Here is a 26014-nt window from a genome sequence, read left to right on the forward strand (position 1 = left end):
CCATTCAAAACACAATAGAAAATTAAACACAATAAAAATAAAATAGTTACGTTTATCAATTAATGAAAAACATTTTTATCATATTTATTGCTTTTTATTCGATGGGAACGATAGTATTGCCTTCGAGTGATTTTTCTATTATTGGAAATTTGCCAAAAATCTATGAACATTGCAAAACTACCGAAGATAAAGACATGACACCAATGGACTTTATTACGGATCATTTAATGAATATTGACGGGATTTTTGATAAACACCAAAACGGAGACGAACAAAAACCGCATAAATCATTAGAGTATAATATTCACCATTCAACTTTTGTATTTATTCAAGAATTTAAGTATTTTGAATTCAAAAACAGTAATGAATTTGTGTCGCCCGACCAAATAAAAATTTCAAATTATAAAAACACATTGTATTCCTATAATGCTGTTTTTTCAATCTTTCGACCTCCAATAGTTGCTTAAGTAAGTCGAAAGTTTTTAATGTCGTAAAGTCAAAAGTCTCAAAATAGTAAGAAAATAGATAAAATCAGTCTATCACAATAAATAACCTATTTTAAAATTCGACACTTAATTATACTTACTACTCAATAGATAATAAAACGTATCTCATAACAGAGAAAAAAAGAAATTATTTTTAAAATTTAATTAAGCAAAAATGAAAAATTTATTTTTGGCAATCGCAATTGCCTTCAGTGTAACTATGGTTGCACAATCAGAAAAAAAATCAAAAAAAGTAACAGTTCCAGCAACAGTTACTGAAATGTTCAAAAAGGAATTTCCCAACAAAAAGGCAAAATGGGGAATGGAAGATGGAGATTATGAAGCCGAGTTTAAGATAAATGGTTCAGATGCTTCTGCTGTATATAATGGCGAGGGTCATCGAAAAGCACTTGAAATAGACATTAAAATATCGGAACTTCCTGCAGCGGCATTGGAATATTTAAAAAAGAATTATCCAACAAATAAAATAACCGAATCAGCCAAAATAACTGACGACAAAAATGTTGTAACCTATGAAGCTGAAATAAACAAAGATGGTAAATCGTATGATGTATTATTGGATGCCAACGGTAAATTTATAAAAATTGTTGAGGGGGATTAATTATTTGGATTAGTTACAGGGCAATCAAAAATTGATTGCCCTTTTTTTGAATACAAATAACCATAATTTTTTTTGATACAGCTTATTTCATCTAAATAGTTGAAATAAAAAGACTTGACAAAGTAATCCTAATGAAAAGTAAAGTTGACAAGAATGGCTCTTGTTTTTAGCGATTCTATATTCGATGTCCAAGGACTATTTGGGTCATTATCTCGAACTAATTCATCTTTCAAACCAAAAACTCCTCGAATGGAAGGTGAAAATTTGAAATATTCAAAATATAAATCAATACCAAAGCCAATTTCATAATTTGTTGACCATTCTTTCATTCTAAAACGCTGTTGCAAATTGTCATCAGTAGATTTTGAATTACTGCCTAAATTTAAAGTTGCAGAAAGCCCACCTTCAAGATAAGGACGCACATTTCCGGTTCTTAAAGCCGAGAATTTCAGCAATAATGGAAAATGAATATACGTTGATTTCACGTCTCTGAAATAATCTAATTCTCGCGTGAAATTCGGAAAAGTTAGATTTCTTTGTGTGTAATACAATCCGGGTTCAAAACGCAAATTGATGTATTCCTGAATTCTCACATCCCCAACCAAACCCACATTAAAACCCGAGGTATTCTCAACTTCTATATCTTTTTGTTGAAAATTTTTATAATCAATCTTAAATCCATAAGAATTAAATCCTAAAAAATAACCCCAATAAACGTTGCTTTTGTCAAAATTTTCTAAATTCACAAGCGGGTCATAACTGAACATTCCTTTGGTTTGGGAATGTCCAACGCCTGCAAATGCTAATAAAAGTAAAACAACTATTTTTTTCATATTGATGCTGAACAACCTCAGTATTATTTTTTTGAAGCAGAATAAATTGTGGCAACACCAAATGTTTGTGGCATCGATACAACATCTATAAACCCAATTTTTCTCAAAATATTGTTTAAAGCTTCTCCATAAGGAAAAACAGACGCTGATTCTGATAAATATTGATACGCAGAATCGTCTTTTGAGAATAATTTTCCAATTAATGGAAGTATGTTTTTTGAGTAAAAAGTATAACCTTGTTTGTAAGGTGTTTTTTCTGGAACCGAGGTTTCTAAAATCACAAAAACTCCGTTAGGCTTTAGAACACGAAGGATTTCAGCCAATCCTTTTTCTAATGTTTCAAAATTCCGAACTCCAAAAGCAACGGTAATGGCATCAAATGTATCGTTTTCAAAAGGCATATTTTCTGAATCAGCCAAGATCATTTCTATTTTATCAGAAAGTTTTTTTGCTTCAATTTTTTTCCTTCCCACATCAAGCATTCCTGCAGAAATATCCAATCCCACAATTCTCTCAGCACTTGTTGCCGTCATTAATATAGCTAAATCGCCAGTTCCTGTAGCAATATCTAAAACGGTTTTTGGATTTTTATCAGAAACCAATTGCAGTACTTTTTTACGCCATTTTATGTCAATTCCAAAAGAAATTACTCGGTTTAACCCGTCATAATTGCCAGAAATAGTGTCAAACATTTGTGCTACTTGCTCTTTCTTTCCTAATTCTGAATCTTTATAAGGAGTAATATTTTTTGACATTATTTTTTAATTTTGGCAAAGGTAACGATTATTTTAATTTTTGAAATTTCTTTCCAAACCAAAGCTTCTATTTATTGTAATCTTACATAAGTCTGAAAACTGAAATCGTGCCCGTGTTTTTCGTCTTTTGAATGAAATTCTTCATTGGTAAGTTTCCATTCAGAAAAATCAATTTCCGGAAAGAAGGCGTCCGCTTCAAAAGTGTCGTTTATAAAAGTGAGTTCAATTTTATCTACAAATGGAAGTCCCAATTTATAGATTTCTGCACCGCCAATTAAAAAAACATCTTCATTTTTAGGGCAAATTTCAAATGCTTCTTCGATACTATTAACGACAATACAGCCTTCGGGATTGTAGTTTTTTTGTCGTGTAATTACAACATGGGTTCTGTTTGGAAGTGGTTTTGGAAAACTTTCAAATGTTTTTCTTCCCATTATAATATGGTGTCCCGAAGTTAATTCTTTGAAACGTTTGAAATCATCAGGCAAATGCCAAATGATTTTATTGTCTTTTCCAAGGGCATTGTTTTGGGAAGTAGCGGCAATTAATATTCTCATTATATAGTTGTATTTTTTGAAAAATCACTTTCAACTTTGGATTGAAATTCATCGATTTTTTTTTCTTGTTGGGCAATCAATCGTTCAATTTGAGTTCTTTCCCAGTCTTTATTCATAAAACGTTTGGTTATAAAAACATTTATAAAATGAAGAATAAAAAGAAAAAACCAAGTGGAAGAAACCCATAAAAACCAATTATTAGGCTCGCCAATTTTAAATATTTTATTGACCACAAGCATGAATAAACTGCTTATTAAAAACAATACAAAGTGAAAATACAATCTTTTCTTTTGTTTGATTCTAAGACGGGCATATTCATAAAGTTCATGAGGTGTTGTTCCCATAATAAATATAATTAGTCAAATTGATTTTTATTAAGAAATACAAAGTTACGATTTAGCTTTGCAGAAATAGTATTTGTTTTAAATTTTTATACTCGATTCTCTAGCAATAATATTCGTTTGTAATTCTATGATTTTGGGTTTAAATGGCAATTCTTCTTTTCGACATTTCATTTCCTCTAACAATAAATTAAAAGATACAACCCCCATTTCATAACTTGGCTGATCAACGCTGCTCAATTTTGGAGTAATTACTTTGGACATAAACCAATTACTAAATCCAATTACTGCAATGTCTTTTGGAATATTTATTTTTTTTTCATTGAAATAAGTTAGCACCCCAACAGCAACTAAATCGGTAATTACAAAAATTCCATCGACATCAGGATGTTCTTCAACTATTTTTTTAGCAAAGAACAAACCTTCTTCAAAGGTTACATTTTCGCAGGTATAAACCAAACTTGAGTCAAATGGAATTGCATTTTTTTCTAACGCTTTTTTATACCCAATGAATCTATCAATTGCATTTTGTGGATTTATAGGGCCGCGTATGTGCGCAATCCGTTTGCAACCGTTATCAATAAGATGTTGAACTGCTTCCATTGCAGCTTTTCGGTCATTTATTATAACTTTTGAGCTTGGAATTAATTTTGAAATTTTATCAAATTGAACGAACGGAATTCCCCGACGGATAATTTCCTTTAAATGTTCATCATCATTTGATTCGTTAGAAAGCGACATCACAATTCCATCAACTCGTTTGTTTATTAAAAGTTCGACTTGCTTTTTTTCTAACTCTAAAGATTCATTAGATTGCAAAATAATCACGAGATAACCATTTTTTTCTGCTTCGGCAATAATACCATTTATAACATTAGAAAAAAAGTGATGAACGACTTCAGGGACAATTAATCCTATTGTTTTTGACTCTTTTGTCCTTAAATTTACAGCAAAACTATTTGGAGTATAATGAAGTTGTCCTGCTAATTCAAGAACCTTTTCTTTGGTTTTCGAACTAACATCAGGATAGTTTTTTAATGCTTTGGAAACGGTAGTAATCGAAATTCCTAAAGTCTCAGCTATCTGTTTTAAGGTTATTTCTTTCATACTACAAATATCATAAAAAATTAAATATAAAATCGAAAACGTTTTCGGTATTATCGAAAACGTTTTCGGTACTATTTCGTAAAAAAAAGTTGGAATTAAAACTAATTTCGTAAAACTATTAACAACAAATTATTAATCATTCAATTTTAAACTATGAAAAGAATTACTTTACTGAAAAAGTTTGGATTATTGATGGCGCTATTGTTTGCCAATTCAATGTTTTCACAAAATGAAACAAAAATGGTCACAGATACTACTAAAACAAACACTCTTGAAGAGGTTTTTGTTACTGGTGTCGTGAATCCAAAAACTAAAATTAAATCGAGTGTATCGATTACGACTTTAGGAATCAAACAAATTGAACAATCGGCTCCAAGATCTACTGCCGAAATTTTCAGAACAATTCCTGGAATCCGTTCAGAATCTACTGGTGGCGAAGGAAATGCTAACATTGCAGTTCGTGGTGTGCCAATTTCTTCAGGTGGTTCAAAATATTTGCAATTACAAGAAGATGGCCTTCCAGTTCTTTTATTTGGAGATATAGCATTTGCAACAGCAGATATTTTTACAAGATTTGATGGAAATGTAGCTAAAATTGAAGCTATTCGTGGAGGTTCAGCATCAATTTTATCTTCCAATTCTCCTGGCGGAATCATTAACTTTATTAGCAAAACGGGTAAAGTTGAAGGCGGAACAATGAGCACCAGTTTTGGACTAGATTATAACAATTTTAGAACCGATTTAGATTATGGTGCGAAAATTGGAAATGGATTATATTTTCACGCAGGTGGATTCTATAGAGCTGGTGAAGGAGTAAGAAATACTGGATATACAGCAAATAATGGGGGTCAAGTTAAATTTAATGTCACTAAAGAATTTGAAAAAGGAAGTGTAACTATTTATGCAAAATTCTTAAACGATAGAGCGGCAGCTTATATGCCGATGCCAGTTCAAGTTTCTGGAACAAATTCTAATCCTATTTGGGGAAATGTACCTGGATTTGATGCAACAAAAGGAGCTTTACAATCTGTTTTTTTATCTCAAAATGTAGGTTTAGGTCCTGATGGACAATTGCGTAGAGGTAATGTTGCTGATGGAATGCATCCAGTTTCAAAATCATTAGGTATTAATGCGGCTTTTGACCTAGAAGATGGATGGAAAATTACTGAAAATGGAAGATTTACTGCCAATTCGGGTGGATTTATTTCTCCATTTCCTTCCGAAGTTGGAACGGCTTCAACTATTGCAAATTCCTTTGGTGCAGGTTCGACTTTGTCGTATGCAAATACAGGAACTCCTTTTAATACGGCGAATGGCTTAGTTGCAAGAATTCACATGTTTGATACCCAACTAAATGACTTCAATAATTTTATGAATGACTTAAAGTTAACTAAAAAATTCGACAAAGTTGGGGTTACCGCCGGTTATTTTAAATCAATTCAAAATATATCAATGTCCTGGATGTGGAACTCCTATTTACAAGAAGTTTCAGATTCAAACCCTCGTTTGCTAAACGTAACAAATGCGTCAGGAAGTTCATTGTCTGACAATGGTTTGTATGCTTACGGAGTTCCAGCTTGGGGCAACTGTTGTACCAGAAACTACGATACACAATATAATGTTTCTGCACCTTACTTAAATGTTTCGCTTGAAGCAAATGATAAACTTTCTTTAGAAGGTGGAATTCGTTACGATATGGGTAAAGTTACAGGATCGTTTGCAGGGAGTTCCCAATCTTCATTTGATATAAATCATGACGGAATTATCAGTGCACCTGAAAGTAGCGTTTCAGGAATTAATCCAGCTAAAACCACAACAGTTCATTATGATTATAATTATGTTTCTTATTCATTAGGTGCAAACTACGCATTAAGTAATAGTCAGTCATTTTTTGTGAGATATAGCAAAGGAGCTTCTGCAAAAGCAGACCGTATTTTATTTGAAAGACCTAAAGCATCTTATTTAAATGGGGATTTGATTAATTCATTAGATTATCTTGCTCAAGGAGAATTAGGATACAAACAAAAATTCTCAAAAGGATATGTCTATGGAACTTTTTTTTATGCTAAAACAGATGAACAATCAGGATTTGAAGCAACGAATCCAACAATTTTAACCGAAAATAATTACAAATCTTTAGGATTAGAGTTGGAAGCATCATATAAAGTTAGCAAAGATTTTGATTTACGAGGAGGTTTAACATACACTAAAGCAGAAATTACTTCAGGAGCAAATGCAGGAAATGCACCAAGACGACAACCTAAATTAATGTATAGTTTCATTCCTACTTATAAATTCTCTAAATCAAATTCTCTTGGATTAAGCTTTTTAGGACAATCAAAAGCATTTGCTCAAGACAGCAACCAATTGGTTATGAATGGCTTCGTTTTAATTAATGGTTTTGTTGAATTTGGAATTACTAAAGGATTATCGTTAAATGTTTCTGGAAATAATCTTTTGAATACTTTAGCAATTACTGAAGTTGAAGAAGGAAGTATTACTGAAAACACAGTGAATTATGTAAGAGCAAGACCTTTCGCAGGAAGATCACTTTCTATGGCATTGTCTTATAGATTCTAATAAAATTTCATTTTTGTTTTTGTTAGAGCAATTCCTGTACTTTTATAGTATGGGAATTGTTTTTAATATTATTTCTATTTGAATATGAAAAAATTAACTTTCTTATTTTTGTTTTTTCTAATAATGTCTCAATTCAATTTGAACGCTCAAGCAATTGTAAAATCTGAAAAAAGTATCGAAAAAACAAAAAAAACAATCTTTATTTATGGAAGTTCAGATTGCCATTTTTGCATCGCTACAAAACAAAAATTAATTGAAAATAAAATAGATTTTGTTTTTTACGATATTGACACCGATAAAGTGGCACTTAGTGAAATGCTTTCTAAGTTAAAAAATGCAAATATTAGCACTAATAATTTAGGAATCCCAGTTATTGATAAATATGGAGAAATATTTACTAATAATGCCGACTTTAATGACTTCTTAATTAAAATAGTAAAATGACAAATTTAAATAAAGTAAAACTCAATTTTTGGCAAATCTGGAATATGAATTTCGGGTTTTTTGGAATCCAATTTAGCTTTGGTTTGCAACAAAGTAATATGAGTGCTATTTATAAATATTTGGGTGCTGACGAAGCAAGTTTACCAATGCTTTGGCTTGCTGGTCCAATAACTGGTTTGTTTTTACAACCTATTATTGGAGCAATAAGTGACGGAACATGGTCGCCAAAATTCGGACGCAGAAAACCCTTCTTTTTAATAGGCGCTTTAATTTCAAGTGTTGCATTAATTGCAATGCCATTCTCAAGTTCAATTTTTATGGCAGCCAGTTTACTTTGGATTTTAGACGCTGCAAATAACATCGCAATGGAACCCTATCGCGCCTTTGTAGCCGATAAATTACCGAGTAAGCAATTCTCAATTGGGTTTTTAATGCAAAGTTTTTTTACAGGATTAGGAAGTACTTTATCCAATTTCACACCTGCAATTTTAGTTTCTTTCGGATTTCTTGCTATTACAGATAAAATGAATAACGGAATTCCAACCTACACCTATTGGGCATTTTTCATAGGTTCTTTTGCGGCAATAATTTCCATTTTGGTTACTGTTTTATCCACAAAAGAATTTCCGCCAACAGCTGAGGAATTGGGGGAAATGGAAATCGAAAAAAGTAAAGGAACTATTTTATATCGTATTTATAAAGACATAAAAAATGCCTTTTTAGAAATGCCGTTAACAATGAAGCAACTCATTCCAGTAAAGTTTTTTACTTGGTATGCCATGTTTTGTTACTGGCAATATATTACTGGAGCATTATCAATTTCACTTTTCAATACTTCCGATGCAACTACTTCCGGCTATGCAAAAGCGCAAATGTTGACAGGAAATTTGAACGGAACGTACAATATTATTTGTTTTATGATTGCTTTTGCATTAATTCCATGGGCACACAAAATTGGTGCAAAAGGAGTTCATTTTGTTGCATTAACATTGGGCGGTATAGGCTTACTCGCTATTCCATATTTGAATAATGAAACGACCCTTTTTATGATGTGGAACCCTTTCGGAAATGCAATTAAAACAAGCACCATATATTTGTATTCATTTGGTTTAGGAACTGCTTGGGCTTCAATGTTAGCAATGCCGTACCAACTTTTAGCAGGCTCAATTCCAAAAGGTAAAATCGGAATTTATATGGGTATTTTTAATATGTTTATTGTGATTCCAATGATTATACAAATTGTCACAATGCAATATTTTGTCTTTGATTTATTGGGTAAAAACCCTATAAATGTAATTCGATTGGGAGGATTGTTCCTCATTCTTGGTGGAGTTTTCACGCTTTTTATTACAGTAAATAAGCAAAAAGAAAGTATTGACTAATGGAGAATATAAGTTATAACAAAGCGATAGAATTGCTTCAAAGATGTTCGTCTTCTGATGGATTTCTTGCAAGCGCAGAAAATACGTCAAATTACAAAAGAGTTTGGGCTCGTGACGGTGTGATTTGTGGTTTGGCTGCTTTGGCATCAGGCGATGAAAAATTAATACATACTTTCGAAAAAACATTGGAAACATTAGCCAATAATCAACACAAAAACGGCACAATTCCTTCTAATGTTTTGGTTACTGAAAACGAAACACAAGTAAGTTATGGCGGTTTAGCAGGTCGTGTTGACGCTGTTACTTGGTTTGTAATTGGAATTTGTCAATTTGCATATTACAAAAAAGACAGTTCTTTTGTTTCAAAATATGATTCCAATATTCAAAAATGTTTACGCCTTTTAGAAGCTTGGGAATTTAACAACCAGCATTTGGTTTATGTGCCACTTTCTGGAAATTGGGCTGACGAATATATTACGGATGGATATGTTTTATACGATCAATTATTGAGGGTTTGGGCTTTGAGAAGTTATAATTACTTCAAAAAAAGCGATGAAATTACTTCTAAAATTCAAAAGACAGAACATCAAATTGTAGTCAATTTCACTCCAAATGAAACTTTTCCTAAATATCACGAAAGAGCCTATAAAGAAGTAGAATTTAAAGGTTTTATGCCGTGTTCCTTTTCGCCAGCTGGATATAAAACGCAGTTCGATGCTTTCGCAAATGCTTTAGTTCTACTACTAAATATTGGTTCTGATGGCTTTCAAAATAAAATTTTAAAGTCTTTTGAAACTATTAAAAATAAAACCAGCTTAAAGCTAATTCCTGCTTTTTGGCCGCCAATTCAAGAATCCGATTTAGATTGGAATTTGTTGAAAAACAACTGCAAATATGAGTTTCGTAATTATCCTTATGAATTTCATAATGGCGGAAGTTGGGCAATGGTGAATGGTTTTTATGGCTTGGCTTTGCTATCGAAAAATCAAAGAGAAAATGCAACGCAAGTTTTATATTCAATTAATAGTGCGAACGAAAAAGAGAATTTTAGTTTTTTTGAAAATTTCAATACTAAAACTTCAAAGCCTAACGGAGTTGCCTTTTGCGCTTGGAGTGCAGCCGCAGCCGTTTTCTTGCATCAAAATATACATACTAATTTTAAATTTTTATCTTAATTGAAAACTTTAATAGACATAATTTGTGTTGGCGAAGTTATTATCGACTTCATAGGTCACGAACTCAGTACAATTGAAAATACTAAAAACTTTCAACGTTTTTTAGGCGGTTCTCCTACAAATGTAGCAGTTAATGCTACCCGTCTTGGATTGAATGTGGCACTTGTAGCAACAGGTGGGAATGACGGTTTAGGGGATTTTATAGTAGATAATTTAGAATCTAATAAAGTGAATACCACTCATTTTAGAAAATCAATCACACAACCATCTTCCGTAATATTTATTTCTAAATCAAAAGAAACGCCAGAATTTATCCCTTTCCGACATGCAGACTGCGAAATTTTAGAAGAGCAGCTGCCACTTGAATTGTTAGAAAATGCAAAAATTTTCCACACTACTTGTTTTGCTTTGAGCAAAGAACCAGCACGAACTACTATTTTAAATAGCGCTAAAATAGCTAAAGAATTAGGGCTTCAATTGAGCATTGACATTAATTTTTCTGAAAAAATTTGGGATAGTCGAACAGAAGCATATGCGACTTTAGTTGAATATTTGGCTTTAGATCCATTAGTTAAACTTAGTGATGATGATTGTTTTAGATTATTTGAAGAAACTAAATCCGATGAATTTATTTTTGATTATTTCCATAATCTAGGAGTTTCGACCGTTTGTTTAACAAAGGGAAAAGATGGTGTAAAATTATCAGATAAAAAGCAAGGGATTTTTTTTCAAAAAGCACTTCAATTGGAAGAAATTAAAGACGTAACCGGTGCGGGGGATGCGTTTTGGGCAGGATTTTTATTTGCAATATTAAAAAGCAAGCGTTTTGAAGAATGCATTACGATTGCTCAAAAATTGGCAAGCATCAAGCTTCAAAACATTGGTTCTTTGCCTGATAATAGAGACATTGTTTCAGAATTAATGTAGATTTAAACCGCTACAGTTCCGCGAATTAATGGATGAGGATCGTATCCTTCTAGAGTAAAATCTTCAAATTTGAAATCAAAAATATTTTTTATTTCAGGATTTAATATCATTTTGGGCAATTCTTTTACGTCTCTCGAAAGTTGTAATTCGATTTGTTCAAAATGATTATTATAAATATGAGCATCTCCAAAAGTATGGATGAATTCGCCAACTTCTAAATCACAAACTTGTGCAATCATCATTGTAAATAAAGCGTAGGAAGCAATGTTAAAAGGAACTCCCAAAAATATATCGGCGCTTCTTTGATACAATTGACATGATAATTTACCTTCAGAAACATAAAATTGAAAAAAGGCGTGGCACGGTGGCAAAGCTACTTTTCCATTGGCTACATTCTCTGCAAAAGATTTTGTAGTATCTGGCAAAACACTCGGATTCCAGGCCGAAACTAACATTCTACGACTGTTTGGATTGGTTTTTAAAGTGCCTATTAATTCTGTAATTTGGTCAATTTCTTCACTGTTCCAATTGCGCCATTGGTGTCCATAAACTGGACCTAAATCGCCTGATTCATTTGCCCATTCATCCCAAATTTTAACGCCGTTTTCTTGAAGATATTCAATATTTGTTTCGCCTTTTAAAAACCAAAGCAACTCATAAACAATAGATTTTAGATGTAATTTTTTGGTAGTTACCATCGGAAAACCTTGACTTAAATCGAAACGCATTTGATACCCAAAAACGCTTTTTGTTCCTGTTCCTGTGCGGTCTCCTTTTTGTGTTCCGTTATCTAAAACGTGTTGTACTAAGTCTAAATATTGCTTCATCAGCGGATTATTTTAATATGTTTGAATTCGATTTTATGACAAAGTGTTATGATTTATTTTTTGTAAATCACTCCGTCTTTCATAACAAAAATTACATTTTCTAATGTACTTATAGTGACTAATGGATTTTCATTAACTGCAATTATATCGGCTAAAAATCCCTCTTTTATCTGACCTACTTCATTATCAATTCCTAGGAGAAAAGCATTAGTTGTTGTAGCTGCCTGAATGGCTTCAATAGGCGACATGCCGCCATTAACCATATAAGTAAATTCTTTAGCATTGATTCCGTGGGCGAAAACTCCTGCATCGGTCCCAAAAGCAATTTTAACACCTTTTTTATATGCTTTAGAAAAAGTAGCTTGAATTTTAGGGCCTATTTCTCTTGCTTTTGGCACCACTATTTCAGGATAGAAACCACTTATTTCTGCATTTTTTTCAACCTCTTTCCCAGCGGTTAAAGTTGGAACCAAGTAGGCATCGTATTTTATCATTAGATCCATAGATTCTTCACTCATGTAAGTACCGTGTTCGATGGTTTTAATGCCCCCTAATATAGCTCTTTGGATACCTTCGTCACCATGTGCATGAGCTGCTGTGAGCATATTATAATCTTTTGCAGTAGTTGTGATGGCTTTTATTTCATCTATTGTAAACTGTGGATTTTTGCTATTTTTTGCTACACTAAGAACTCCGCCAGTAGCTGTTATTTTTATAACATCAGCTCCTTCTTTGTAGCGTTCCCGAACAGCTTTTACAGCATCTTCAGGAGAGTTTATCACCCCTTCAAGAGGTCCTGGATCGCCAGCAAACTTTCTATTACTGCCATTTGTAGGGTCGGCATGGCCTCCTGTTGTGGCAATTGATTTACCGGCCGTATAAATTCTGGGTCCTTTAATGATTCCTTTGTTAATTGCATTTCGTAAAGAAATATTAACACCAGTTCCCCCTAAATCACGTACGGTTGTAAATCCTGAAAGTAGTGTTATTTCTGCTGAATGAACTGATCGGAAAGCAATATCTGCTTCATTATCGACATATTTTGAGATGTAACTGTGGCTGTCGTATTCGCCTTCAATGTGAACATGGAGGTCAATTAGTCCCGGGAGGATATATTTATTTTTAAGATTAATTTCAATATCTTCATCTTTAGCTTTGGAAATGAAACCGTTTTCAATTTTTATAATTTTGTTTTTTGAAATAACTAGTGTTTTATTTTTCAATTCCGCACCATTTTTAGTATCAACGATGGTACCACAATGCAAATAATAATCTTGAGAAAATGAAATTTGACAAACAAATACAATTAGTAGATTAAGGAGGTGTTTTGTTTTCATAATTGGTAATTAATATATTAAATTTTTTGAAAAGGGGTTGTTTATTCTCTTTTTGAAATTTCGTCTCTAATTTTTGCTGCTTCACGATAATCTTCTTTTTCTACAGCGGCATCTAACAAATCTGTTAATTCCGTCATGCTATTTTTGGAATAAATGCTTCCGGAAGCCGCTTTATCTTCAATTCCAAAAGTATCTGGATTTGACAAAACATCATCAATTTCTTGAGAACTTCTGTCGTTGTCTAATAAATTGTTTTTTAAATAAATTCCCGCTTTATCTAGTATGTTTTTATAGGTAAATATTGGTGCGTTGAAACGCAAAGCCAAAGCAATTGCATCGGAAGTTCGGGCATCAATAATTTCTTCAATTTTGTCTCTTTCGCAAATAATACTCGAATAAAAAACACCGTCAACTAATTTATGAATGATAATTTGTTTGACAACAATATCAAAACGCTCCGCGAAATTTTTAAATAAATCGTGCGTGAGTGGGCGAGGGGGTTTGATTTCTTTTTCTAAAGCAATGGCAATAGATTGTGCTTCGAAAGCCCCAATTACAATTGGAAGTTTTCGATCGCCATCTACTTCGTTCAAAATCAAGGCGTAAGCGCCATTTTGAGTTTGACTATATGAAATTCCTTTTATTGATAGTTTTACTAAGCTCATAGTTGCAAAAGTACAATGTATTGTATAAAGTTACAAAGAAAATGCGGTTATAAAACCAAAAAAGGTTGTCTAAATAAATAATTTATTCAGACAACCTTGTATTTTTTAGTGTTTTAAACGATTTAATTATTGGCTTTGAAAGCTTTTAATTTTTCGATTAATTTAGGTACGATTTCAAATGCATCACCTACAACGCCATAATCTGCAACTTTGAAAAAAGGTGCTTCGGCATCTGTATTTATTACTACTTTCACTTTTGAAGAATTAATCCCAGCAATGTGTTGTATGGCTCCAGAAATTCCAATAGCAATATATAAATTTGCCGCAACGGGTTTTCCTGTTTGCCCAACGTGTTCTCCGTGAGATCTCCAACCCAAATCGGAAACTGGTTTTGAACAAGCAGTTGCAGCTCCTAAAACCGAGGCTAATTCTTCAATCATTCCCCAATTTTCAGGACCTTTTAATCCTCGACCAGCAGAAACTACAATATCTGCGTCGGCAATGGTAACTTTTCCCGATGCTTTTTCAACTGAAACTACTTTCACTCCAAAATCAGCATCGTCAATTGTTGGATTGAAATCTTCTTGTGTTAATGAGGAAGCATTTTCGAAAATTCCATACGAATTTTTTGAAATACTCAATACTTTTATAGCGGTTGCTATTTCAGTTGTATTGAAAGCTTTGTTTGAAAATGCAGCTCTTTTTACTTGAAATGGCGAAATGCTCACCGGAAGCCCAACAACATTGGAAGCGAAACCAGCTTCTAACGCCACAGAAACTAAAGGCGCCAAATACAAACTATCAGTTGTTGATGACAATACTATAATTTGTGCATTTTCTTTTTGTGCCGCTTGTTTGATGACATCTGCATAAGCTTTTGCTGTAAACCCTGATAATTTATCGTTGTTTACTTTCAAAACTTTATCGACTCCATAATTTGATAATTCAGAAACATCACCAGCATTTATAGTAATTGCCGTTACAGTTGTCCCTAATGATTCCGCTACTTTTTTAGCATAAGAAGCCAATTCGAATGCTACTTTTTTAAATTTTCCTTCTGCAGATTCTGCGTAAATTAATATTGACATAATAATTTTAGATTTTTCCTCTCCCCAGCCCTCTCCAAAGGAGAGGGTGCCAGAACGAGAATGTTACTTTGTTTTTATTTGTTTCTAGTTCCCCTCCTTCGGAGGGGTTAGGGGAGGCTTTTTTTAGATAACTTTAGCCTCGTTGTGTAATAAATTTATTAATTCGTCCAAATTATCGGCACTTACTAATTTCACCGCTGATCTTGGTGCTGGTTTTTCAAATTTTATTGCTTTTGTTTCTGATGAAGCTGCAACAGGTTCTAAAATACTAAGTACTTTAGTTCTTGCTGTCATAATGCCTCTCATATTTGGAATACGCAAATCTTTTTCTTCAACCAATCCTTTTTGTCCTCCTATAATTAAAGGTAAAGAAGTGGAAACAGTTTCTTTTCCACCATCGATTTCTCTTGATGCTGTCGCAGAATTTCCTTCAAAGGTAAGGCTCACGCAAGAATTTAGGAAGTTATATCCCAATAATCCTGCTACCATTCCCGGAACCATTCCTCCATTATAATCTAAGGATTCTTTTCCTGCAATAATCAAATCGTAACCGCCATTTTTAATGACTTCGGCTAATTGTTTTGCAACAAAAAATCCGTCGGTTGGATTGGCATTAATACGAATTGCTTCGTTAGCTCCAATCGCTAATGCCTTTCTTAAAGTTGGCTCGGTTTCTGGGCCGCCAACATTTACAACTGTAACCGTTGCTCCTTGTTGTTCTTGAAACCAAATGGCACGCGTTAAACCAAATTCATCATTTGGATTAATTACAAATTGAACGCCATTGGTGTCAAATTCAGAATCGCCATTTGTAAAATTAATTTTTGAAGTAGTATCAGGAACGTGGCTGATGCAAACTAATATTTTCATTTTTTGTATGTTTTAAACAGTGTTTTTTCAGGGCACTAAATTACTAATTAATTTTCATTTATTTTACTATGCACGCATAATATTTTTAATAAAAATTTCAATACTATATCGATTTCGTAGCCCTGATTGCAACGGCATCCCCCGCCCTTTGCGGGGATAAAGTGGAAAGCAGGAAATAGCTCCAAATAATTTAAAAGAAATTTATGCAAATAAGTGGTATTAAATTTTTATTTTTGCATTAGAAAATTAAAAAAAAATATATAAATAGATGAGAACTATACAATTTAGAGAAGCCATTTGTGAAGCGATGAGTGAGGAAATGCGTCGTGATGAATCAGTATATTTAATGGGTGAAGAGGTTGCCGAATACAACGGTGCCTACAAAGCTTCGAAAGGAATGTTAGCTGAATTTGGCGAAAAACGTGTTATTGATACGCCAATTGCCGAACTTGGCTTTGCTGGAATTGCTGTTGGTTCTGCAATGAATGGTTGTCGTCCAATTGTAGAATATATGACGTTCAATTTCTCTTTAGTAGGAATTGACCAAATAATAAACAACGCAGCAAAAATGCGTCAAATGTCGGCGGGACAATTTCCAATGGCAATGGTTTTTAGAGGTCCTACAGCCTCTGCGGGTCAACTTGGAGCAACACATTCACAGGCTTTTGAAAGTTGGTTCGCCAATACACCAGGATTAAAAGTGGTAGTTCCATCAACGGTTTATGATGCAAAAGGATTATTGAAAGCTGCAATTCGTGATAATGATCCTGTAATTTTCATGGAATCGGAGCAAATGTATGGCGACAAAGGAGAAGTTCCAGATGGCGATTATATCATTCCTCTTGGAGTTGCCGATATTAAAAGAGAAGGTTCTGATGTAACAATTGTTTCTTTTGGAAAAATTATCAAAGAGGCTCATATCGCTGCTGACGAATTAGCAAAAGAAGGAATTTCTTGCGAAATTATAGATTTGAGAACGGTGCGTCCCTTAGATTATGAAACGATATTAACGTCCGTTAAAAAAACAAATAGATTAGTAGTTCTTGAAGAAGCGTGGCCTTTTGCAAGTGTTGCTTCAGAAATTACATATATTGTTCAAGAACGTGCATTTGATTTCTTAGATGCTCCAGTTCAAAGAATTACAACTGCCGATACACCAGCGCCTTATTCTCCAACATTGTTGAAAGAATGGTTGCCAAATGCAGGCGACGTAGTAAAAGCGGTGAAAAAAGTGATGTACAAAAAATAAATTATAAACATAAATTCTTGAAAATTTATGCAATTGTAAATTTAACAGTCCGTAAAACTAAAAATTACAAAATTTGAAATTCATCAATATTATTTGATGAAGTTTTTTTTGACTTATGAAACACACATTATTTACAATCATATTAACTTTATTAACAGGATTTACTTTTGCTCAAACTAAAGTAAGTGGCATGGTTGTTGACAATGAAAATCACCCAGTCCCGTATGCAAATGTTGTTTTCAAAGGAACAATCGAAGGGGTTGTGACCAATGAAGACGGACGTTTTTACTTAGAATCGCAACGTACATATAAAGTTATTGTAGTTTCTTTTGCAGGCTTTGAAACCAAAGAAGTTACCTTGCCTAAAGCGGTCAATTTTGATTTTAAAATAAAAATTAGTGATGGAGTAAAATTGAATGCAGTGGTAATTTATTCCGGAAAAACCTCAAAAAAAAACAATCCCGCAATAGATATTCTTAGAAAAATTTGGGAACACAGACGTAAAAATGGTTTGCGTCAGTTCAATCAATACCAAATGGAAAAATACGAAAAATTGGAATTTGATATGAATACCATTGACAGTGCTTTTATGAAAAGTAAAATTTTCAAGGGAATGGAATTTATTTTCAAACAGGTTGATACCTCCAATGTTACAGGAAAAACCTATTTGCCAATTTTTATTAACGAGGCTCTTTCTAATGTATACGGCGATAATGTGCGTGGGAAAGTCAAAGAAATACTGAAAGCCAACAAAAATTCAGGATTTAATACGAATCAGCAAATCATTGAATTTATCAAAGACCTATATAATGAGAATGATATCTATAATAATTATCTTAATTTCTTCGATAAGAGTTTTACAAGCCCGCTATCAAGAACAGGAATCGATGTTTACAATTATGTATTAAGAGACAGTTCATTTATTGACAAAAAATGGTGTTATAATATTGTATTCTATCCAAGACGAAAAAACGAATTGACGTTTAAAGGGGATTTTTGGGTTAACGACTCTACCTATTCCGTCAAAAACATCAATATGGCATCTACAAAAAGTGCTAATATCAACTGGGTAAAGGATATTTATATAGAACAAGAATTTGAGGTTTTGAACGATTCGATTTTCTTATTAACTAGAGATTACATGATGACCGATTTTGCTTTAAGCAAAAAAGAAACTTCTAGAGGTATGTATGGCAAACGTACTAGCCTTTATAGAAATCATCAATTTAACATAAATAAACCAGCTGATTTTTACAAAGAAGAAACTTTTGATAAAGAGGAATCTATATTTACTAAACCAGATGAATTTTGGGAAGAAAATCGTTTTGAAAACTTAAATAAAGATGAAAAAGGTATATATAAAATGCTTGATACTTTACAAACTAATCGAAAATTTAAGCAATTATATAATGTTATTACAATATTAGGAAGTGGCTATTATAATTATGGAATTATTGATTATGGACCTGTTTTATCTACTGTAGGTTATAATAATGTGGAAGGATTTCGATTGCGTGTGGGTGGGCGAACTTATTTTGGACGCAATGACCCTTGGAGAATTCAAGCGTACACAGCCTATGGGTTTAAAGATAATAAATTCAAATATGGAGTTTCTGGAAAATGGCTTTTAAATCGAAACAACCGATTTATTATTGAAGGTGGAACAAGACGTGATGTGGAACAAATTGGCGCAAGCCTTACCACTTCTAATGATGTTTTAGGACGTAGTTTTGCTTCGTCATCATTATTCGCAGGTGGCAATAATGGTAAATTAACTAATGTAAATTTTAGTTCATTTGCCGTTGAACTAGAACCAATTAAAAATGTGACTTTATTAGCTGGATTTTCTTACAGAACTTTAGTTTCCGCTTCGCCAGAATTCAAATTGGACTATTACACCACTTTGCCAGATGCTTTTGGAAATGGTGGAATTACAAGAGCCGACTTAAAACAATCGGAAGTTAATTTCCAAATTGATTATACTCCTGGAAGAAAAACAGTAGGATATGCCGTTGAACGACAAATAGTGAGCAGTCCTTATCCTAGATTTTATGTCAACTTTAGCCAAGGAATAAAAGGGTTTTTAGGCAGTGATTTTGATTATAAAAAAGTACAACTGTATTATAAACAACCTGTTATTATTGGCCCACTGGGAGTGTTAAACTCAACTATTGAGTTAGGAAAAACCTTTGGCGCCGTGCCCTTGGGACTGATGAGTATTATTCCTGGAAACCAAACTTATTTCTCCATTAGAAATACCTTCAACCTTTTAAATTTCTACGAATTTGAAGCCGATCAATATGCAACACTTCAGCTGGAGCACAATTTTGGGGGTCGAATTTTTGCTAGAATACCTTATTTTAGAAAATTAAATTGGAGAGAAACAATAGGCTTTAGAGGGGCATACGGAACAATTTCTGAGGATAGTAGAGCTTTAAACGCCTCAGGAATAATCTATAGAGCTCCAGAAAATGTGTATTGGGAATACAATGCAGGAATTGGAAATATCTATAAAGTTTTCAAAATTGAATTCAGTTGGAGAGGTTCATATATAACTCCTCAAACCAATAATTTTGGAATAAAAGGCTCGTTTGGAATCTATTTTTAGAAGCTATTCCAGCTATTCATTACAAGTCCTCATTCAAAAAGTTGTTTTTTTAAGCCTAAAAATGAGCTTCCTTCCGTCGCTCTTTTTCGGCAAGAAAAACTAACTTTTTTCATTCCGGGCTTTCCATTTCTATCTGGGCTAAAAACGTTTTTAGTATTCATTTACATTTAAGTGTAAGATAAATCGGTGGTTTAAAACTATAATTTGTCAAGCCCCTTGTATTGTTATAAAGTATCAAAGTGACTTTTTTTCCCAAAACCAAAAGGTTATTTGACCGTTAACGAATTAGAACCAAAAATTCTAAATTTTTTTAATGGCTTCAAAAACGTGAATTTTTGCTAAAACCAGAGTGTTTATTTAGATATTGAATGGAGTAAAACGTAAATGAGTTAGTCGAATAAATAGCAACGAAATCAAAAAATTTAATTTCACACAGCAAGAATATTAAATCAATCTTAAGAATAAAATTGTTTTCATAATATTTAAACGTCATACTTTTAAACAAAAATATGAAGTCATTTAAATTACTTGTTTTTGCAATGCTTTTTGTTACACCAACCTATATTTTTAGTCAGGAAATTACTAAAGAAAATGATTTTACAGTTCATTATTATCCTTCTAAAATAGAATTGGAATTTGACAAAACAAATATTCCGTCGTACATTAAAGTAATTAATTTAATTACAAATAATGAAAAAATGGTAGTAAAAAAAACCGATTACCCATTAATTCTCTCACTTGATGAAGTTCATCCATCCGATTTATACAAAATAGAATATATCTTAAATAACAACAAATCTTCAACTCTTTTAACTACTTATATTGCCGCTAAATCAGCTTCTACAGGAACTATAACGGTATATTTCAACCATCCTGTAGACATCTCTTTTGCACAAACCCAGCAAGCAATAAATTTGTCAAATACTATTGTAAACATGCTTATTACATATATAAATAATTGTGTAGCGACAATGGATATAGCAATATATGATTCCTATTCTCCTTCTTCCACAACCGGTATCGCAGGAGCAATTAATGCAGCTTATGCCAGAGGGGTACAAGTAAGAGTTATCTACAACGGAAGTACCAGCAATACAATGATTGCTTTACTAAACAGTGCAATTCCAAGACTTACTAGTCCAACCTCTTCTTCATATGGAATCATGCACAATAAATTTGTTATTTTTGATGCTAACAATACCGATGCTAATCTTCCATACGTTTGGACTGGATCTACAAATTGGACTTCTGCTCAAATTAATGGTCCAGATAAAAATAATGTCATTATACTTCAAGACCAATCGTTAGCTCTTGCATATAAAATTGAGTTTGAGGAAATGTGGGGCAGTTCTACTTTAACACCAAATAGCACTAATTCAAAATTTGGACCATACAAAACAGACAATACACCTCATAATTTCATTATTGGAGGTAAAACAGTTCAAAACTATTTTAGTCCATCAGATGGGACTACTGCAAAAATAATTTCTGCTATTAATTCAGCAAATACAGATATAGAAGTCGCTGTAATGGATTTGACTCGCACAGATTGTAGTAGTGCAATTATTTCAAAATATAATGGGGGTGTTAACAGTAATGTTTTAGTTGATATTAATAATCCAACTGGAAATCAGTTAGTGACATTACAATCTGCCTTACCAGCAAATCATGCTAAGGTATACAATGGTACTGGTATTATGCACCATAAATTTATGGTGGTAGATAATTATAATTCTGCTTCAGACCCATTAGTGCTAGTGGGATCACACAATTGGAGTACTTCTGCAGAAACTAAAAATGACGAAAACACCTTAATAGTTCATGATGCCAATATTACCAATCAATACTATCAGGCTTTTGCATACCTTTTTCAGCTTGCCGGAGGGATAATTACCCCTTCTCTATCAACAACTACCTCAACCTATCACGATGGTTTATTAAAAATATATCCAAATCCAAATCATGGATTGCTATACCTTTTTGCAAATCAAACTATCGATCATTTAGAAGTTATTATGTATAATATTTTAGGAGAAAAAATTATAACTACAAGGTATGACTCATTTGCTCAAAACACAATAGATATTAGTAACCAACCAAGAGGAATATATTTTATTGAAGCAAATATCGCAGGAAGTGTACAACATTTTAAAATTATAAAAGATTAGTTTGTCTATAGCATTTTAAGGAGATAACAAAAAGATAGTTAGGTAGTTCTCCAAGATTTGAATCCTATTAAAAGAAATTTTGAAAAGCAAGCTAAGCCATATTTGAATTCACTTACTTCTCTTTTGTCATTTAGTTTTATTATCTGGATATTTTATCTAAATAGATGCCAATTTTATAGCACTAAACTAAAGCTAGCATAATTGAGTTAGAATAATTTTTCTGATCTTCCTAAGCCATTTACAAGAGTATCTTCTTTATTAAATCAACTGCTTCTTAATTCCCCAAAACGACTTTGAATTTACTTAAGTTTATACTTAAATTCCATATTTTCATCTCTATCAATTTTTAACTACTATAGGAATAACATTAGTCCGTTTAGCTCTATTATTTTCGAATAGCGATAAAATTTTTGACTTTACTTATAGTATTTCACAAGGGTTTAATACTATTACAAAAAATACGCATTAAAAAAACCAAATCCCTGTTTTTTCTATCGAATTAATATCAAATACACAACCGTTTTTTGTGACAAAACTTATTTTTCTTTCTTTAATTTTACAATCTGAATAAAAGTTAAAATAAAATACAATGGCAAATCCAAAAACATTCGATGTTTTAATCGAAATTCCCAAAGGAAGCAGAAATAAATACGAATATGATTTCGATTTAAAGAAAATCAGGTACGACAGAATGTTGTTTTCTTCGATGATGTATCCTTCCGATTACGGATTTATACCTGAAACCCTTGCATTGGACGGAGATCCATTAGACGTTTTGGTTTTAGTAACCGAACCTACTTTTCCGGGTTGCGTAATGGAAGTGAAGCCAATTGGTGTTTTCTTTATGGCAGACGACAAAGGGTCCGATGACAAAATTCTTTGCGTTCCCATTTCAGATCCAAATTGGAATAAACTAGAAGATTTATCAGATATGAATCCGCATTTACTAAAAGAAATTGAACATTTCTTCCAAGTATATAAAGATTTGGAAAATAAAAAAGTAGATGTTGGCGGTTGGGGCGACGTTCATAGAGCCAATCAAATTATAGAGGAATGCATTGAGAGATTCGAAAAAATAGAGAATAAAACCGACGGACTCTTCAGTATAAAGTAATAAAAATATCAAATATTCAAAAAAGCACTATTCTAAACGGAATAGTGCTTTTTTATTTGTTAAGGTTTTGTTACATTTGCAACCAATTATTTAGTAACCAATAAGTAGAATATGGAATCATTGATGATTTATGTGCCAATAGTGATGGCGTTAATCGGATTAACGTTTATGTTAATCAAAAGAAGCTGGGTTTTAAAACAAGATGCTGGAGATGGTAAAATGAAAGAAATTTCAGATTATATATATGAAGGAGCATTAGCTTTTCTTAAAGCAGAATACAGATTATTAGCAATATTTGTTGTTATAGCAAGTATTGTTTTGGCTGGAATGTCATTTGTATTCCAAACAACTAATATATTAATAGTAGTAGCTTTTGTTTTTGGTGCCTTCTTCTCTGCTTTCGCTGGAAATATGGGAATGAAAATTGCAACAAAAACCAATGTAAGAACAACTCAAGCGGCTCGTACAAGTTTGCCACAAGCCTTAAAAGTTTCTTTTGGTGGTGGAACAGTAATGGGATTGGGAGTTGCTGGTTTAGCCGTTTTAGGTTTAACAGGTTTCTTCATTATCTTATATAATTTATTTATGGGTGGCGTTTGGACTTCTACAGAAGATATGACCAAGGTCTTGGAAACATTAGCTGGTTTCTCTCTTGGAGCAGAATCTATCGCATTGTTTGCTCGTGTTGGTGGGGGTATTTATACTAAAGCTGCCGATGTTGGAGCTGATTTAGTGGGTAAAGTGGAAGCGGGTATTCCAGAAGATGATCCAAGAAATCCTGCTACAATTGCAGATAATGTTGGTGACAACGTAGGTGATGTTGCTGGAATGGGTGCCGATTTATTTGGTTCATACGTAGCAACTGTTCTTGCTGCAATGGTTCTTGGAAACTATGTGATTAAAGATATGGGTGGAAACATTCAAGACGCTTTCGGTGGAATTGGACCAATTTTATTACCAATGGCAATTGCTGGTTTCGGAATTTTATTCTCTATCATCGGAACTATGGTTGTAAAAATATCGGATGACAATGCTAAAGAAGCACAAGTTCAAAAAGCATTAAACATTGGAAACTGGATTTCTATTGCATTAACAGCAATTGCTTGTTATGTTTTAGTAAAATATATGTTGCCTGAAACAATGAAAATGAGTTTCTTCGGAGAAGGAATTAAAGATATTTCTTCAATGAGGGTTTTCTATGCTACAATCGTAGGATTAGTTGTTGGAGCTACCATTTCATCTGTAACAGAATATTACACCGGATTAGGCACAAAACCAGTTATGGCAATTGTTCAAAAATCTTCAACAGGAGCAGGAACCAATGTCATTGCAGGTTTGGCAACAGGAATGATTTCTACGTTCCCAACCGTACTTTTATTTGCAGCAGCAATTTGGTCTTCTTATGCATTTGCAGGATTTTATGGTGTGGCTTTAGCAGCTTCAGCAATGATGGCTACAACAGCGATGCAATTAGCAATCGATGCTTTCGGACCAATATCCGACAATGCTGGTGGAATTGCTGAAATGAGTGAATTGCCTAAAGAAGTTCGTACCCGTACAGATATTTTAGATTCAGTTGGAAATACAACTGCCGCCACAGGAAAAGGTTTTGCAATCGCTTCGGCGGCATTAACTTCATTGGCTTTATTTGCGGCCTATGTAACGTTTACAGGAATCGACGGAATCAATATTTTCAAAGCACCCGTTTTAGCAATGCTATTCGTGGGCGGAATGATACCAGTAGTTTTCTCTGCATTAGCAATGAATTCTGTGGGAAAAGCTGCAATGGATATGGTGTATGAAGTACGTCGTCAGTTTAGAGAAATTCCAGGAATTATGGAAGGTACAGGGAAACCTGAATATGCGAAATGTGTTGATATTTCTACAAAAGCCGCTTTACGCGAAATGATGTTACCTGGAGTTTTGACTATTGGTTTTCCAATCGCAATCGTACTTTTAGGCAAATTAATTTATTCTGATAACAACCAATTAATTGCTGAAATGTTAGGGGGTTATATGGCTGGAGTTACCGTTTCTGGTGTGCTTTGGGCTGTTTTCCAAAACAATGCTGGTGGAGCTTGGGACAATGCTAAAAAATCTTTTGAAGCAGGAGTTCTAATTAATGGTGAAATGACATACAAAGGTTCAGACGCGCACAAAGCAGCTGTAACTGGAGATACTGTTGGAGATCCATTCAAGGATACTTCAGGACCTTCAATGAACATTTTAATTAAATTGACTTGTTTGATAGGATTGGTAATTGCACCAATTTTAGGAAATGGAACGCACGAAACTTCAATTGTGTCGGTACAAAAAATGGAATGTGCAGAAGGAGCTATGATGGGCAAATGCGATATGAGCAAATGTGCTGAAATGACGGCAGCCGAATGTGCTTCAATGTGCGACAGTTTAAAATGTTCTCCTGAGCAAAAAGAAATGTGTCTTTCGCATTATGATGCCGCTGGAAAATTCATAGCTTCTCAGGAAAAAATGGAATGTTGTGCTAAAAAAGGTAATTCCAAAATAGTAAAAGTTGAAGTAACGAATACCAACGGAAAAGCAAAAGCAACCGTTATAACCTCCGATAAAGGAAATACGAATGTTCAAGTATTTGAAGGTTCATTAGAAGAAGTTAAAGCGAAAGTTGAAGCTTTGAAATAGATTTTAAATATCCTTTTCAAAGTTTAGAACTTTGACAAAGGTTGCTATTAAAAATGCCTCGCAAGTTTTTGCGAGGCATTTTTGTTACAAATAATTTTTTTTACACGCGGGAGTTAAATGTGTTTTGTTGATAACTTCTCTGTATTTCTACTTCAAAAAAACTTAAATTTGAAGTTCAATTAATTTCCAACTACAAATAATATTTTATAGTTTTTAGAC

The 26014-nt window shown here is 33.1% G+C and carries 23 protein-coding genes; 12 read left to right on the top strand and 11 right to left on the bottom strand.

Features of this window, described 5'->3' with window-relative positions; translation table 11 throughout:
- Positions 1–62: 62 nt before the first annotated feature.
- The gene (locus AC9UEH_RS02470; protein ID WP_509528083.1) at positions 63–467 is read left to right on the top strand and encodes a hypothetical protein; all 405 of its coding nucleotides are present in this window, start codon (positions 63–65) and stop codon (positions 465–467) included.
- Positions 468–660: 193 nt separating this feature from the next.
- Positions 661–1107 carry a PepSY domain-containing protein gene (locus tag AC9UEH_RS02475; RefSeq protein WP_509528085.1) on the top strand — a complete coding sequence of 149 codons (447 nt, stop codon included), beginning with the start codon at positions 661–663 and terminating at the stop codon, positions 1105–1107.
- A gap of 128 nt (positions 1108–1235) precedes the next feature.
- Here the strand turns inward: AC9UEH_RS02475 and porT are convergent, their stop codons facing one another.
- From porT to AC9UEH_RS02500, 5 genes are all read right to left on the bottom strand, one after another.
- The gene (gene porT / locus AC9UEH_RS02480) at positions 1236–1940 is read right to left on the bottom strand and encodes a type IX secretion/gliding motility protein PorT/SprT (RefSeq protein WP_509528086.1); all 705 of its coding nucleotides are present in this window, start codon (positions 1938–1940) and stop codon (positions 1236–1238) included.
- 23 nt (positions 1941–1963) lie between these two features.
- Positions 1964–2695 carry a bifunctional demethylmenaquinone methyltransferase/2-methoxy-6-polyprenyl-1,4-benzoquinol methylase UbiE gene (ubiE, locus tag AC9UEH_RS02485; protein ID WP_509528087.1) on the bottom strand — a complete coding sequence of 244 codons (732 nt, stop codon included), beginning with the start codon at positions 2693–2695 and terminating at the stop codon, positions 1964–1966.
- A 71-nt stretch (positions 2696–2766) separates the two neighbouring features.
- A complete protein-coding gene (locus AC9UEH_RS02490) occupies positions 2767–3252 on the bottom strand; it encodes a dihydrofolate reductase (protein WP_509528088.1) in 486 nt (161 codons plus the stop codon).
- Positions 3252–3596: a 2TM domain-containing protein gene (locus tag AC9UEH_RS02495; RefSeq protein ID WP_509528090.1), complete on the bottom strand. Its 345-nt coding sequence runs from the start codon at positions 3594–3596 to the stop codon at positions 3252–3254. Before AC9UEH_RS02495 ends, AC9UEH_RS02490 begins: the two co-directional genes overlap by 1 nt.
- Positions 3597–3674: 78 nt before the next feature.
- The gene (locus AC9UEH_RS02500; RefSeq protein ID WP_509528092.1) at positions 3675–4700 is read right to left on the bottom strand and encodes a LacI family DNA-binding transcriptional regulator; all 1026 of its coding nucleotides are present in this window, start codon (positions 4698–4700) and stop codon (positions 3675–3677) included.
- Between the two features lie 153 nt (positions 4701–4853).
- Between AC9UEH_RS02500 and AC9UEH_RS02505 the strand changes: the two genes are divergently transcribed.
- From AC9UEH_RS02505 to AC9UEH_RS02525, 5 genes are all read left to right on the top strand, one after another.
- Positions 4854–7280, top strand: a complete 2427-nt coding sequence (locus AC9UEH_RS02505) for a TonB-dependent receptor (protein ID WP_509528094.1) — start codon at positions 4854–4856, stop codon at positions 7278–7280.
- 123 nt (positions 7281–7403) lie between these two features.
- The gene (locus AC9UEH_RS02510) at positions 7404–7724 is read left to right on the top strand and encodes a glutaredoxin family protein (RefSeq protein ID WP_509528095.1); all 321 of its coding nucleotides are present in this window, start codon (positions 7404–7406) and stop codon (positions 7722–7724) included.
- On the top strand, positions 7721–9106 hold the full coding sequence (locus AC9UEH_RS02515) for an MFS transporter (protein ID WP_509528097.1): 1386 nt from the start codon (positions 7721–7723) through the stop codon (positions 9104–9106). The genes AC9UEH_RS02510 and AC9UEH_RS02515 overlap by 4 nt, the downstream gene beginning before the upstream one ends.
- The gene (locus AC9UEH_RS02520; RefSeq protein WP_509528098.1) at positions 9106–10281 is read left to right on the top strand and encodes a glucosidase family protein; all 1176 of its coding nucleotides are present in this window, start codon (positions 9106–9108) and stop codon (positions 10279–10281) included. Before AC9UEH_RS02515 ends, AC9UEH_RS02520 begins: the two co-directional genes overlap by 1 nt.
- A complete protein-coding gene (locus tag AC9UEH_RS02525) occupies positions 10282–11208 on the top strand; it encodes a carbohydrate kinase family protein (RefSeq protein WP_509528100.1) in 927 nt (308 codons plus the stop codon).
- A 2-nt stretch (positions 11209–11210) separates the two neighbouring features.
- On the opposite strand, the gene AC9UEH_RS02530 is transcribed toward AC9UEH_RS02525, so the two are convergent.
- The 5 genes from AC9UEH_RS02530 to AC9UEH_RS02550 form a co-directional block, all read right to left on the bottom strand.
- Positions 11211–12035, bottom strand: a complete 825-nt coding sequence (locus AC9UEH_RS02530) for a thymidylate synthase (protein ID WP_509528102.1) — start codon at positions 12033–12035, stop codon at positions 11211–11213.
- Between the two features lie 53 nt (positions 12036–12088).
- Positions 12089–13372: a metal-dependent hydrolase family protein gene (locus AC9UEH_RS02535; protein ID WP_509528103.1), complete on the bottom strand. Its 1284-nt coding sequence runs from the start codon at positions 13370–13372 to the stop codon at positions 12089–12091.
- Between the two features lie 41 nt (positions 13373–13413).
- Positions 13414–14037: a bifunctional nuclease family protein gene (locus AC9UEH_RS02540; protein ID WP_509528105.1), complete on the bottom strand. Its 624-nt coding sequence runs from the start codon at positions 14035–14037 to the stop codon at positions 13414–13416.
- 122 nt (positions 14038–14159) lie between these two features.
- The gene (locus tag AC9UEH_RS02545) at positions 14160–15125 is read right to left on the bottom strand and encodes an electron transfer flavoprotein subunit alpha/FixB family protein (protein ID WP_509528107.1); all 966 of its coding nucleotides are present in this window, start codon (positions 15123–15125) and stop codon (positions 14160–14162) included.
- A gap of 123 nt (positions 15126–15248) precedes the next feature.
- Positions 15249–15995 carry an electron transfer flavoprotein subunit beta/FixA family protein gene (locus AC9UEH_RS02550; protein ID WP_509528108.1) on the bottom strand — a complete coding sequence of 249 codons (747 nt, stop codon included), beginning with the start codon at positions 15993–15995 and terminating at the stop codon, positions 15249–15251.
- A 268-nt stretch (positions 15996–16263) separates the two neighbouring features.
- Here AC9UEH_RS02550 and AC9UEH_RS02555 point away from each other — a divergent pair, with 268 nt between their 5' ends.
- Positions 16264–17244: a pyruvate dehydrogenase complex E1 component subunit beta gene (locus AC9UEH_RS02555; RefSeq protein WP_509528109.1), complete on the top strand. Its 981-nt coding sequence runs from the start codon at positions 16264–16266 to the stop codon at positions 17242–17244.
- A 115-nt stretch (positions 17245–17359) separates the two neighbouring features.
- A complete protein-coding gene (locus AC9UEH_RS02560) occupies positions 17360–19852 on the top strand; it encodes a DUF5686 and carboxypeptidase-like regulatory domain-containing protein (protein ID WP_509528111.1) in 2493 nt (830 codons plus the stop codon).
- A gap of 29 nt (positions 19853–19881) precedes the next feature.
- On the opposite strand, the gene AC9UEH_RS02565 is transcribed toward AC9UEH_RS02560, so the two are convergent.
- Positions 19882–20013: a hypothetical protein gene (locus AC9UEH_RS02565; protein WP_509528113.1), complete on the bottom strand. Its 132-nt coding sequence runs from the start codon at positions 20011–20013 to the stop codon at positions 19882–19884.
- A 348-nt stretch (positions 20014–20361) separates the two neighbouring features.
- On the opposite strand from AC9UEH_RS02565, the gene AC9UEH_RS02570 reads away from it, so the two are divergent.
- The 3 genes from AC9UEH_RS02570 to AC9UEH_RS02580 all read left to right on the top strand — a co-directional run bounded on the left by AC9UEH_RS02570 (position 20362) and on the right by AC9UEH_RS02580 (position 25795).
- Positions 20362–22020, top strand: coding sequence for a phospholipase D-like domain-containing protein (locus AC9UEH_RS02570; RefSeq protein ID WP_509528114.1), 1659 nt, complete (start codon positions 20362–20364; stop codon positions 22018–22020).
- Positions 22021–22609: 589 nt separating this feature from the next.
- Positions 22610–23134 (top strand): inorganic diphosphatase, encoded by a 525-nt coding sequence (locus tag AC9UEH_RS02575; protein ID WP_509528115.1) that lies wholly within the window; start codon positions 22610–22612, stop codon positions 23132–23134.
- Positions 23135–23245: 111 nt separating this feature from the next.
- Entirely contained in the window at positions 23246–25795 is a 2550-nt protein-coding gene (locus AC9UEH_RS02580; protein ID WP_509528117.1) for a sodium-translocating pyrophosphatase, read from the top strand.
- Positions 25796–26014: the final 219 nt, after the last annotated feature.

This window comes from Flavobacterium sp., assembly GCF_040402835.1.
Taxonomy (GTDB): domain Bacteria; phylum Bacteroidota; class Bacteroidia; order Flavobacteriales; family Flavobacteriaceae; genus Flavobacterium.